We start from the raw sequence: 12,273 nt of genomic DNA, 5'->3' as shown, positions 1-12,273 counted from the left end.
CCGGAACGGCGTCCCCTTGAACCCTCCGTCTGATTTGTTTGCAGGCCAGCAGGCTCAGAGCCACACAGGCACAAGACGGTTACACGGTCGGCATTGGTACCGCGTTCACACAAGTGAACGTCTGCGGATCCGAGCTCGACCATTGTTGAAACTCATGTGGCCATTCTTCCAGCCGGCGAGGACACGGCCGACCTCGCGCACAGCCGCCATCGGGCCGACCGCATCGACAAGCACGATGGTCGCGTCACCGTCGACCCAAAGGCCGTGCGGAACGCCGAGCTGCCTCGCCGCCGATTGTCCTACCATTTCAAAGACCGAGTGCACGTCCTCGTCCCGCGAAAGCTGTGCGATATTGGCATAGAGATTTGCCATGCGGATCAGCGAGGCGTCGCCATAGGGAGTGAAAGGATTCATGACGTTGTTGGTGGCGATTGAGGTAACGACGCCGCGCCGCGCGATGACGTGCGCCGGTGCGACGCCCCGCGGCACCAGCCGGTCGTGCCCGCGGCCAATGAGGAAAAGATCTGTCGCCGGAAGAACGGTAAGCGCGATGCCCGCTGCAGCAAGTTTGTCGGCGATATGAATGACATCGGCCAGCGGCATGGCCGAAAGATTGGTGACGTGGCCGATTGCGACCCGGTCTTGCCAGCCATGGCGCTCTGTGGCCGCAATAACAGCCGGCAAATCGCTCTGGCCGGGATCCAGATGGAAATCGAGATGAAAATCCACTGCGACGCCGTGCCTGACAGCGAGGGAGAAGATCAGGTCCACATGCCTGACTGGATCGGGATCAGTGTAGGGGCAGCCACCGACGAGATCGGCCCCTTCTGAGAGCGCCCGGTCGAGCATGTCCAGCATCTGCGGCTCGTTCGTGAGACCGTCCTGCGCGAACGCGCAGATTTCAATATCAATCGCAAAAGCGTATTCCGCTTTGACGCGCTTGATTGCCTCGAAGGAGCGAAAGCCTGCGCGCGGATCGATCTCGACGAAGGTTCGCATCCGTACAGTGCCGTGCGAGATCGCCTTTTCGACGACCTGGGCGGCGCGATCATAGACGTCCGCCTCGGTGAAGTCTGCCTTGGCGCTGGAGGTCTGTCGCACCGCTTCAGCAAGTGTTCCCTCGCAGATCGAGCAACGATCGAGGATGCAGGCCTTGTCCAGATGGACATGCGTGTCGACGAAACCACCAAACGCAAAAGCGCCATCGCCTTCGAAGTCCTCGACGGCCTCGCAACGAAACCCGGGCTCGATCGCCACGATCCGGTTGCCGCGAACAGCGATATCGACGAGTCCGCCATGCTCCTTCACCCGGACATTGCGGATAAGCAGGTCGAGCGGACTGTCGCTTGCAGTGCTCATAGGCCGATCGCCCCGCCGTCACTGCGAGGGTCGTGAGCTGCTTCCAACATCCCGTCACCACTGATGCGGATGATACCTGCCTGACCGCCGAGCGGACTGAGCGGAGCGATCGTCGTGACCTCATGGCCCATCAAGGCAAGCGCCGCGATCACGTCACTGCCAATATTCTCCTCGATCTTCAGGTTGTCGCGGCTATCGGAAAAGGTACGGCCGAGCAGGAAGCGTGGCCTTGAAAGGGCCGCCAGGGGATCAAGGCCATGGTCGATGAGGAGGCTCAACAGCAGTGCCAGCGTCTGCGGCTGACCGTCGGCACCTTGCGTGCCATAAACCAGATGCGGGCGGCCGCCCTTCAGCGCCAGGCCGGGATTGAGGGTGTAGAATGGACGCTTTCCAGGCCCGTAGCGGTTCGGGCTTATGGGATCAATGCTGAAGGCGGCGCCGCGGTTCTGCCAGAGAATGCCTGTATCGCCGGCAAGGACGCCGCTGCCCCAATCGAAATAGATACTTTGAAGCATGGAGGCTGCCCGCCCCCTGGAATCGACAGCGGCCAGCAAGGACGTGTCGCCCTGCCGATAGGGATGCGCCCAGGCGGCAGCACGGGTGGGGTCAATTGCGGCGGCCTTCCCGGAAAGTCGATCGGGATTAAGAAGTGCCCCGGAGGCATCGTCACCGAATGCCGGATCAGCAATCAGATGCCGGTCGCGAAATGCCTGTTTCACCGCCTCTACCAGCAGGTGATAATAGGATGCACTGTCGACCGCCTTGTCTGCCGGTAACAGATGAGAGAGCACGCCCATGATAGCGAGTGTGGTCACGCCCTGGGTCGGGGGTGGCGGCGCCAAAAGCACTGTTTCACCATAGGATAGTCGCAGGGGCGCAACGACCTGGGTGTTTGTCGCTGCAAGATCGGCAGCAGTAAGCGGCGAGCCGGCGGCAGCAAGACCGCTTGCGATGCGGCCGGCGAGCGCCCCCTCGTAGAATTCGCGGGCGCCGTTGCTGGCGATCGCTTCAAGGCTCCTCGCAAGGGCCGGCTGGCACTGGATGCCGTCCTGCCTGAAAAGGTCGCGAAAGCCCGGCCACGCGTCGGATTCGGCGGCGCGAAAATCGAACCAGAATGCCTGCGACGCGCTCACGGCATAACCGTTTCCGGCCAGGGCGATCGCATCGTCCAGCAATCCCGACAGGCTCTCGCTGCCACCCCAAGCGGTTGCGGAATAGCCGAGCACCTTGTCCCAGCTGTCGACCAGGCCGGCGGTGGTCAAGGTCGAGGCAGCGCCGCGCAATGGGATCGTGTTGCGGGGGACGGCAATATCTGCCGCCTGGCCTATGCCGAGGAACGTCCGTGCATCGCCGGCCTCGTCGGAGACCATCCAGACGGCGTCTCCACCGAGGCCACAGAAATGCGGGTAGACGACCGAAAGTGCTGCTCCAGCCGCGACCAGCGCCTCGATCGCATTCCCGCCGCGTGAAAGCACCCGGGCACCGGCTTCGCTGGCCAGCCAATGCGGTGTTGTCACCATGCCATCACGCGATCGCGCGCTGCCCGTTTTGGTCTGCCTGCTTGAAAATTGCATCAGCGGACCACTGCGCCGTTATCGGCCACCAACCGTCCCTGCTTGAAGACGCGTCGCGGCTTGGGGACGGCGACGACTGCCTCCGGAATATGGTCGGCGGCGAGTGTCACGAAATCAGCCTTGGCGCCGACGGCGATGCCATAGCCTTCAAGATTGAGCGCCTTGGCGCCTCCTGTCGTAACCACATCGAAAGCGGCGGAGAGCTCGGTATCGGTATAGAAGCCGGAGCGATAGGCGATGATCTCTGCCCGACGGAGCATGTCGCCATCGCCGAAGGGCCACCACGAATCGCGGATATTGTCATTTCCTGAAAAAACATTGACGCCGGCGGCCCGCAGCAATGCGACCGGCGGGAAATTGTGATTTCCTGGAGCGTTGGTCATGATCGAGACGCCGCTTTCTGCAATGACGGCGGCGATCTTCTTTGCGGCATCCGGGGCGAGGTCCCCAAGCCCGTAGGCGTGGCTGACGGCGACGTGCCCCTGCATGCCGAGTGCTGCGGTCCGCGCGCAGATCTCCTCGATCGTCATGGCGCCCATCGTGCCGGTATCGTGGAGATGTATGTCGACATCGACACCCCGTTTTTCGGCAATTCCAAAGACCACGTCGAGATGCCCCTTGATATCACGATCGAAGGACAGCGGATCGAGCCCGCCGACCAGATCGGCTCCCATGCCAATCGCCTCGTCCATCAGGTCGCGCGTGCCGGGGCTCTTCAGGATACCGCTCTGCGGGAAGGCCACGAGCTGAATGTCGATGATGTCCTTGTATTCTTCGCGGACGGCCAGGATGGTTTCGAGCGATTTCAGCCCGACCGAGCCATCGACCATGACATGGCTGCGCATCTGCAGCGCGCCGTTCGAAATGCAGAGGTCGAGCTGGCTGCGGGCACGCTCGTCCATCGGTGCGGCGGCTGCCAGGTTCTCGGCCTGGAAGGCGACGCGCTCAAGCACGTCAAACCCGTTGGTGCAAGGTTTATGCGGGATCCATTTGTCGCCGTAGAAGCTCGTGTCCAGATGGATGTGGCCCTCAACGAAGCCCGGGACGAGAAGCGCACCGGCAATATCGAGCGTGCGCGCAGAGCCGGAGCTCGACCCAGCAGCAGCGATGGTAGAGATGCGGCCGTTGGAGACCAGAATGTCGTTGAGCGTGCCGTCGGCGAGCTTGGCGTTTGTAAAAAGTGTTTCGGTCACCGGGATCTCCCTTGATTTCTTTGTTGTATCATCAATAACCTCGCCGGCGGGATCGGGGAGGCGCCCTGCACGCCTTCGATCAGCCAGGTCATGCCCCTGATATCGGCATCCGCCAGTTCCCGGCCCTTGGTCACTTTACCCGTGCCTTTCTGGTCCTTGGTCTCGCCGGCAAACGGCTTCAGTTTGCCGCTGGTGATCGCAGCTTCTGCGGCCTTCGGCGGCGACCAGGCTCGGGCAGGTCCGGATTGCTCGTGGTCATCTTGACATACCCACACGGTTCTTGGCTACATGATATGGGTAATCATGTATGCAACAATGGTGCCAGATTGTATCAGAAAAGGACTCCTGGCAGCACAGAGTGGCTAGATATTTGGATTCGTTCGAGGAAAGCCGCCGACACCATCACGTACAAGCGTGTCGTCTCCGGTTCTCGAATGTCTACATAAGATGCATAATCATGTATACATGATTGAAAAAGCGGCAGCCTAACCGCTGCCACGGGCGGAAAAGCGCGACAGGATCGAGCCGAGATCCAGTTCCGCCGCGGTATCGTCCTCGATCAGGGCCCTGCTTTCAACCGATGACAGATGGTCGTCCATCAAATGCTCAGCCGCAGCAATATCGCCCTTCTTGAGCGCGCCGATCAGACCGGAATGTTCGCTGATGGCGCACTCGCTTGAGTGCGGCCGGCTGTACATGGCCAGGATCAGCGAACAGCGGGATACGAGTTCGGAGAGATATCGTTCGAGCAGCGCATTGCCCGAGAGTTCCGCAAGCTTGAGGTGGAATTCGCCGGCTAGCCGGGTCGAGAGGCGCACATCCCCCTTGGCATGGGCGGCCTCTTCTTCCTGCACGTGATCGGAGAGGATCTTCTCGACTACCGGGCTCCAGCGCGCGATCACCGCCTTCATCACCTCCCGTTCAAGCGCGCGCCGAACAGCAAAGGCATTGCGCGCCTCGTCGAGGCTCGGCTGGGCAACCGTGGCAGTTCGCTTGTGGTAGGTGTCGACGAGCCCCTGGGCCTGCAGTTTCGCCAGCACGGCGCGAACCAAGGTTCTGCTCATTGCGAAGTGCCTGCCAATCTCGTCTTCTGGCAGCCTGGTTCCGGCTTTCAGCGCCTGTTCGATTATGGCCCGTCGGAGAGTGCGATGGGCAACGTCTACCCGGTCGGAATTCGATGACATTGGACTTCAGGAATGTTTTCGATGACGTATACGTTATCTCGTGATCACGCGTGCATCAAGGACTTGCCCTGTATTGCCGAAGGCACCTCGCGTCATGAGCCACAGCCATGGCCAGCCTCAAGCCAACGAACGATCGGCGCGTGGACAAGGTCAGCGCCCCGATCGCAATTGCTGAGAGGGCCATTTCTCATCATCGAAAGGCGCAACAACCATGACGGCCCCGGCGCGATTGCGCGAGCTTCGGCTAAATCACGACCGCTGCTTGTTGAGCCGCATGCGCTCGATGATGTGCCGCCCTGATCCACCAACATGTTTGGCAATAGCGTTCGCCGCCCCGTCCGCATCCTGCTCCTTGATGCATCCGATGAGCTCGCGATGCTCCTCAAGAACGTTCGACTGGCGGCTTAGGGAGGTGGGAAAGCCGCGACTTATCGCCCATAAAATCTGACGATGGCGAATCCAGAGATCGACAGCGTGCCTGTTGTAGTGCCGGTCGTACATCAGCCGATGAAACTGCATGTCCAGATTTGAGTGTTTCAGCTCATCCGAAAAATTCAGGGCCTCGATCTCGGCCTGAATGCGCTCCAGTTCATCGACATCTGCTCGCGTCGCAACCCCGACAAACCAACGCGTCAGCGCCGGCTCGATCAAGACCTCTATTTCGCAGATATCTCTGACGAACTCCTCGTCAATCGGCCGCACTCGGGCGCCGCGATTGGGCATCATGACCACGAAACCCTCGCCGCGCAGCTGCTGCAATGCTTCTCGCACCGGATTGGTGGAGGTGCCCATACGCGCGGCAAGCTCGGCGACCTTCAGGCGCTCGTTAGCCTTGACGCGGCCATGGATGATGTCATCGCGCAGGCGCTCGTAGATGGACGCGCCATTTTCCTCGGTCAACTCGTCACCGTCAGGCATTGTCTGGGGCATTCGCGTTATCGTGGTCATAAGATTGCTTTTAATACACTTTCCCCCGGTTTGCCAATACCTCTTCAAATTGTTTGTACATTCCGATTGACATATAATGTACGATCTGAAAGTTTTCGCTCCACGCGATTGCCGACCTGGCTTTCGTTTTCAGTCGGCGGAGAGGGCCGGTTATCAGGAGGAAAAGAATGGGTTACCAGCAACAGCTGCGTGGCCTCGTCCTATCGACGGGGTTGTTGAGTGCGGCGCTCTTGGGAGCGATTGCTCCTGCCTTTGCGGTGGATTTCAAACAGGCGCCAATGCTCGACGAGCAAGTGAAGGCCGGCAAGCTGCCAGCCGTCGCCGATCGCCTTCCTGAGCATCCCTTCGTCGAAGCTATGGTTGATGGAATAGGCAAATACGGTGGCACGCTGCGCACCACCATTCTCGCCAATGGCGACCAGTACAATCTGACCCGCACCATCGCCAATGAACTGCTCGTTCGTTGGGATCCGGCCTGGCAGAAGGTGATACCTTCGCTGGCGGAGGAATTCACCGCATCGGATGATGCCACCACCTATACCTTCAAGCTTCGCAAGGGGCTGAAGTGGAGCGACGGCCAGCCTTTCACGGCCGACGACATCATGTTCTGGTACGAAGACGTGTTCATGAACGACGCGCTTTCGCCGGCCAAGAACCCGACCTTTACGGTCGCGGGCAAACCGGTAAAAGTGCGCAAGATCGACGACCTGACAGTCGAATTCAAATTCGACAGCCCCTATGGCCTGTTCCTGCAGCAGCTCGCCTACGGCCAGGGTCATCTGCCGGTTATCTACCCCAAGCACTACCTCAGCCAGTTCCACGAGAAGTATAACAAGGACGGCATCCCCGCTCTGCTGAAAGCCAATCCGGCTGCAGGCGATTGGGTGGCGCTGTTCAACTCGAAGGTCTCCCTGACCTTCCAGCCGCCTTACTGGCAAAACCTCCAGCTGCCAACGATGAACCCGTGGATCCTGACGGTACCCTATGCCGACAGCGAACGCGTCGTCGCGACCCGCAATCCCTACTATTGGAAGGTGGATCCTGAGGGCAACCAGCTGCCTTATATCGACGGCGTCACCTGGGCAAAGCTCGACGACCCACAGCTGATGGCGCTGAAGATGACCTCGGGCGAGTTCGATTTCGCGTTCCGCCACATCAATAATTCGACCTTCAAGTCGGTGCTCTTCGATGGCCAGGAAAGCGGCAATTATCGCTTTGTCGACGTGAAGGACCTGCCGGCGAATGATGCCGTCATCCTGCTCAATCTCAACTCGACCGACGACACCAAGCGCAAGCTTTTCCAGAACAAGGATTTCCGCATCGCGCTCAGCCACGCAATCAACCGACAGGAGATTATCGATCTCGTCTATGTCGGCCAGGGCGCCCCGGCGCAGGTGGCGACGCAGCCCGAGCACGAGCTTTTCAACGAGCGTGAAGCCAAGCAATACACGGAATTTGATCCGAAGCTTGCCAACGACATGCTCGACAAGATCATGCCGAAGAAAGACGCAGAAGGTTTCCGCCTCGACGACAGCGGCAAGCGCTTCACCATCAACTTCATGGTGGCGGACGTTTTCGGGCTCTCCTATCCCGACGTGATGCAGATGGTGCAGAAATACGCCAAGGACGTCGGGATCGACATCCAGCTGCGGACCACGGATCGCGCTCGCTTGAACACCATGTGGGCAGCAAACGAGCAGGACGCCTATATCTGGAACTGCGTTGGCGGTCTGTCTGAAGTCTATACCGACCCGCGTTGTTACATGCCGTTCCAGAAGGCAGACATCTTCTTCGCGATGAAGTGGAGCGAATGGTACTCGAACCACGCCACGGGCGAGGAACCTCCAGCCGAGATCAAGGCTCTCATGGCAGCCTACGACAAGGTCAACGCTGCCGTAGGCGACAACGATCGTCGCGAGAAGATGAAGGAATTCCTCAATCTTTCCGCTGACAACTTCCTCAACATCGGCATTTCGCGCCCCATGCCGAAATACATGATGGTGTCGAAGAACCTGAAGAATGTCGTCAACGGCATTCCGATCACCGGCAATCTCTGGCATCCGGCCCCGACGCTGACCCAGTGGTACTTCGACAAGCCGGCTAACTAAACTCCTCCGGGCCGGCGGGGAAACTTCCCCCCGGTCCGCCCCTTCGATCCTATCGAGCGGTCAGAAATCATGCTCCGTTATATCGCCAAACGGCTGGTGTTCGCGATACCGACACTCCTTGCCGTTTCCATCATCGCCTTCATCATCATCCAACTCCCGCCCGGTGATTATCTCACGACTCTGATGGCCGACTGGGCAAGCCAGGGTGGGGCGGTCGAAGAGGGCACGGTTGCCGCCATGCGTGAGCGCTACGGTCTCGATCAACCGATGTATTTCCAATATTACAAATGGATGGCCGGGATCCTCATGCATGGCGATTTCGGGATTTCATTCGAGCTCGGCAAGCCGGTCACCGAATTGATCTGGGGCCGCCTTGGCTTCTCGCTCCTCCTGTCCTTCCTGACGCTCTGCTTCGTATGGGCGATCGCCATTCCGATCGGCATTCTGTCGGCCGTGCGCCAGTATTCGATCTCCGACTATTCGGCGACCTTTCTTGCCTTCTTCTTTCTCGCCGTGCCTGACTTCCTGATGGCGCTTTCGGCGATGTATGTCATGTCGGCCTATTTCGGCCAAAGTGTCGGCGGCCTGTTTTCGCCCGCTTTCGTCGACGCGGCCTGGAGTTTTGCCAAGCTTGGCGATTTTGCCAAACACGTCTGGCTGCCCGTGCTCGTCATCGGCCTCGGCTCGCTTGCAGCACTCGTTCGCATCATGCGCGCCAACCTGCTCGACGAATTGTCCAAGCCCTATGTAACGACGGCCCGCGCCAAGGGCATGTCCGAATTCGAGCTTCTCATTCGCTACCCGGTGCGCCTTGCACTCAATCCGCTGATCTCGACGCTCGGCTGGATCCTGCCCGCCGTTATTTCGGGTGAGATCATTGTCTCGGTTGTCATGAGCTTGCCGACGACGGGACCGCTGCTGCTGCGCGCCTTGCTTGCACAAGACATGTATCTCGCTGGCTCGCTCATCCTGTTGATTTCGGTGCTCACCATTATCGGCACGCTGATTTCCGACATCCTGCTCGCCATCACCGACCCGCGGATCCGGTTCCAATGACAGACATCACTCAGCTCCCGCCGGAGACCGGCACATCGATCGACCTTCACCGCAGTGATATTGCCGTTGCCGGCCAATGGCGGCTCTTCTGGCTGAAATTCAAGAAGCACAAGATCGCTCTGGCAAGCCTTGTCGTCATCGTGTTCATGTATCTCGTCGCTGCCTTCGCGGATTTCATCGCACCGTTCGATCCCAACGCGACCAATGCGCGTTTCACCTACGCCCCTCCACAGGGCATATCGCTTCTGCTGGACGGCTCATTGCGCCCACACGTCAATCAGCTGAAGATGACGTTGAACACAGAATCCATGCGGCGTGAGTTCACCCCGGATCCCGCCAAGCCGATCCCGGTCGGCTTTTTCGTACCTGCGGCGCAACCATACACTCTCCTCGGCTTCATCCCTATGAGGACCAAGCTCTTTGGCCTCACCAACCCGATGCCGGGAGACAGCATGTACATCTTTGGCGCAGATCGCCTCGGACGAGACATCTTCTCGCGCGTGGTCCATGGTGCCCAGATCTCCCTCTCGATCGGCCTTGTCGGGGTCTTCATGAGCCTCATCCTTGGCGTCACGATCGGCGGCATATCCGGATTTTTCGGGGGCTGGGCCGATATCGCCATCCAGCGTTTCATCGAGCTGTTGCGCTCGATCCCGACGATCCCGCTATGGATGGGGCTAGCGGCAGCAATCCCCGTTGGCTGGCCACCGCTCAGGACGTATTTCGTCATCACCCTGATCGTTTCGCTGATTGGCTGGACGAGCCTGGCGCGGGAGGTGCGTGGCAAGTTTCTCTCTCTGCGCAATGAGGACTTTGTGATTGCCGCACGTCTCGACGGCATGAGCGAGCTCGGCATCATCTTCCACCATCTGGTGCCGTCCTTCATGAGCCACATCATCGCCACGCTGACCCTGGCGATCCCCTCGATGATCCTGGCTGAAACCGCACTCTCGTTTCTCGGCGTCGGTCTACAGCCGCCGATCATTTCCTGGGGCGTGCTCCTTCAGGAGGCGCAGAACATCCGCGCGGTCGCTCAAGCGCCCTGGCTCCTGTTCACGCCGGCTGCCGCAATTGTCATCTCGGTGCTTTCCCTCAACTTCCTCGGCGACGGCCTCCGCGATGCCGCAGATCCCTACGAGTCGGTGTCATGACCATGAACAACGATACACTCCTCAAGGTCGACAACCTGAAAACCTACTTCCCGACGCGCACGGGTCTGTTCAAGGCGGTCGACGACGTGTCCTTCGAGCTGAAGCGCGGAAAGACACTCTGTGTTGTCGGCGAATCCGGATCCGGGAAATCGGTTACGGCGCGCTCCATCCTGCAGATCGTCGATAAACCCGGTCGTATCGAGGATGGTTCGATCGTATTGACGCGGGGAGACGGCTCATCGGTCGATCTCGCCAAGCTCGACCCGCGCGGCAAGGAAATTCGCGGCGTTCGCGGCAAGGAGATCGCCATGATTTTCCAGGAGCCGATGAGTTCACTGTCGCCCGTCCATCGTATCGGCGCGCAGATCGGCGAAGCGCTGCGCATACATTTCGGCATTCGCGGCAAGGCGCAGCGCGACCGCGTTCTCGAGCTGCTGCGCCAGGTCGAAATACCGCGCCCTGAAACCGCAATCGACCGCTACACTTTCGAATTCTCCGGAGGCATGCGCCAGCGGGTCATGATCGCCATGGCGCTCGCCTGCAATCCCCAGGTTCTGATCGCCGATGAGCCGACGACAGCACTCGACGTCACCACCCAGGCCGAAATTCTCGATCTGATCAAACGACTGCAGCACAGCCACGGCATGGCTGTGCTCTTCATTACCCACGACATGGGTGTCGTTGCCGAAATCGCCGACGAAGTCTTGGTGATGTATCGGGGCAAGGTGATGGAGCGTGGCTCCGTGGAGCAGATTTTCCACGCACCAAAGGACGACTACACGCGCCGCCTGATCGGTTCGGTCGTCAAGTTGGAGAAGAAGGCGGAAGTTCGGCTGACACGATCCGAAATCCCCGTTGGCGCGCCGCCGCTACTCGCGGTCAAGAACCTGTCGCTGACTTTCCCATCCGGCCTGAAGGCAGTGGACGACGTGTCGCTGATCGTTCGTGCCGGTGAAACCCTCGGCATCGTCGGTGAGTCCGGCTCGGGCAAGACGACAATGGGACGTTGCTTGCTGCGCATTTACGATCCGCAAGCCGGCGCTATGAATTACCGCCGCGCTGACGGCAGCACGGTCGATCTTTGCTCGGCCGACAAAACGACATTGAAGGATGTTCGCCACGATATCCGGATGATCTTCCAGGACCCGGTCGGATCGCTCAGCCCACGCAAGACGGTCGGCCAGATCATTGCCGAGCCGCTGAAGCTCGCTGGCGTGAAGGGCAGATCCCTCGATGATCGGGTCTCGGAACTTATGCAGCAGGTCGGCCTCGAACCGGCCTGGCGTGAACGCTACCCGCATGCTTTTTCCGGCGGTCAGCGACAGCGTATCGGTATTGCGCGGGCGATTGCGCTCAAGCCGCGGCTGATCGTTGCCGATGAAGCAACCTCGGCACTCGATGTGTCGTTGCGCTCACAGATGCTTGACCTCATGATGAAGTTGCAGGACGAGCTCGGTCTCTCCTACGTCTTCATCTCGCACGATATGTCGGTTATCCGCTACATGTGCGACCGCGTTGCTGTGATGTATCGCGGCAAGATCGTCGAGGCGGGCGACACCGATCAGGTCGTCAACAATCCGGCGCATGACTATACCCGCGCGCTGCTCTCCGCCATTCCTCATCCCGACCCGCGCAACCGGCGCATTCACAACCGGTTCCGCTACGACCCCGCACGTACAGTTTCAGCCAACGGATAAGTC

General features: G+C 59.8%; 9 protein-coding genes. 4 read left to right on the top strand and 5 right to left on the bottom strand.

Annotated elements, in window-relative coordinates; translation table 11 throughout:
* Positions 1–105: 105 nt before the first annotated feature.
* The 5 genes from AF71_RS02735 to AF71_RS02715 form a co-directional block, all read right to left on the bottom strand.
* The gene (locus AF71_RS02735; protein ID WP_169679697.1) at positions 106–1,359 is read right to left on the bottom strand and encodes an amidohydrolase family protein; all 1,254 of its coding nucleotides are present in this window, start codon (positions 1,357–1,359) and stop codon (positions 106–108) included.
* Positions 1,356–2,879, bottom strand: coding sequence for a gamma-glutamyltransferase (locus AF71_RS02730; RefSeq protein WP_246733566.1), 1,524 nt, complete (start codon positions 2,877–2,879; stop codon positions 1,356–1,358). Before AF71_RS02730 ends, AF71_RS02735 begins: the two co-directional genes overlap by 4 nt.
* 53 nt (positions 2,880–2,932) lie before the next feature.
* A complete protein-coding gene (locus AF71_RS02725; protein WP_169679691.1) occupies positions 2,933–4,126 on the bottom strand; it encodes an amidohydrolase family protein in 1,194 nt (397 codons plus the stop codon).
* A 485-nt stretch (positions 4,127–4,611) separates the two neighbouring features.
* Positions 4,612–5,310, bottom strand: a complete 699-nt coding sequence (locus AF71_RS02720) for a GntR family transcriptional regulator (protein WP_169679688.1) — start codon at positions 5,308–5,310, stop codon at positions 4,612–4,614.
* Positions 5,311–5,559: 249 nt separating this feature from the next.
* Positions 5,560–6,240 (bottom strand): GntR family transcriptional regulator, encoded by a 681-nt coding sequence (locus tag AF71_RS02715; protein ID WP_245267907.1) that lies wholly within the window; start codon positions 6,238–6,240, stop codon positions 5,560–5,562.
* A 185-nt stretch (positions 6,241–6,425) separates the two neighbouring features.
* On the opposite strand from AF71_RS02715, the gene AF71_RS02710 reads away from it, so the two are divergent.
* The 4 genes from AF71_RS02710 (at position 6,426) to AF71_RS02695 (ending at position 12,270) form a co-directional block, all read left to right on the top strand.
* On the top strand, positions 6,426–8,366 hold the full coding sequence (locus AF71_RS02710; protein WP_112666527.1) for an ABC transporter substrate-binding protein: 1,941 nt from the start codon (positions 6,426–6,428) through the stop codon (positions 8,364–8,366).
* Between the two features lie 69 nt (positions 8,367–8,435).
* Positions 8,436–9,422 carry an ABC transporter permease gene (locus AF71_RS02705; protein ID WP_018855673.1) on the top strand — a complete coding sequence of 329 codons (987 nt, stop codon included), beginning with the start codon at positions 8,436–8,438 and terminating at the stop codon, positions 9,420–9,422.
* Positions 9,419–10,573: an ABC transporter permease subunit gene (locus AF71_RS02700; protein WP_025658557.1), complete on the top strand. Its 1,155-nt coding sequence runs from the start codon at positions 9,419–9,421 to the stop codon at positions 10,571–10,573. Before AF71_RS02705 ends, AF71_RS02700 begins: the two co-directional genes overlap by 4 nt.
* Positions 10,570–12,270 carry an ABC transporter ATP-binding protein gene (locus AF71_RS02695; protein ID WP_169679685.1) on the top strand — a complete coding sequence of 567 codons (1,701 nt, stop codon included), beginning with the start codon at positions 10,570–10,572 and terminating at the stop codon, positions 12,268–12,270. The genes AF71_RS02700 and AF71_RS02695 overlap by 4 nt, the downstream gene beginning before the upstream one ends.
* The last annotated feature ends 3 nt before the right edge of the window (positions 12,271–12,273 follow it).

Origin of the sequence: Rhizobium sp. 57MFTsu3.2 (assembly GCF_012932765.1) — a bacterium.
Taxonomy (GTDB): domain Bacteria; phylum Pseudomonadota; class Alphaproteobacteria; order Rhizobiales; family Rhizobiaceae; genus Rhizobium; species Rhizobium altiplani.
The sequence above is the reverse complement of the archived record's forward strand: the minus strand, read 5'-3'. Positions and strand labels throughout refer to the sequence as shown.

Bases quoted from the DNA above. Each gene is read 5' to 3' on its own strand.
- AF71_RS02715 (WP_245267907.1), bottom strand. From the start codon at position 6,240: ATGCCCCAGACAATGCCTGACGGTGACGAGTTGACCGAGGAAAATGGC.
- AF71_RS02720 (WP_169679688.1), bottom strand. From the start codon at position 5,310: ATGTCATCGAATTCCGACCGGGTAGACGTTGCCCATCGCACTCTCCGA.
- AF71_RS02735 (WP_169679697.1), bottom strand. From the start codon at position 1,359: ATGAGCACTGCAAGCGACAGTCCGCTCGACCTGCTTATCCGCAATGTC.
- AF71_RS02710 (WP_112666527.1), top strand. From the start codon at position 6,426: ATGGGTTACCAGCAACAGCTGCGTGGCCTCGTCCTATCGACGGGGTTG.
- AF71_RS02730 (WP_246733566.1), bottom strand. From the start codon at position 2,879: ATGGTGACAACACCGCATTGGCTGGCCAGCGAAGCCGGTGCCCGGGTG.
- AF71_RS02705 (WP_018855673.1), top strand. From the start codon at position 8,436: ATGCTCCGTTATATCGCCAAACGGCTGGTGTTCGCGATACCGACACTC.
- AF71_RS02700 (WP_025658557.1), top strand. From the start codon at position 9,419: ATGACAGACATCACTCAGCTCCCGCCGGAGACCGGCACATCGATCGAC.
- AF71_RS02695 (WP_169679685.1), top strand. From the start codon at position 10,570: ATGACCATGAACAACGATACACTCCTCAAGGTCGACAACCTGAAAACC.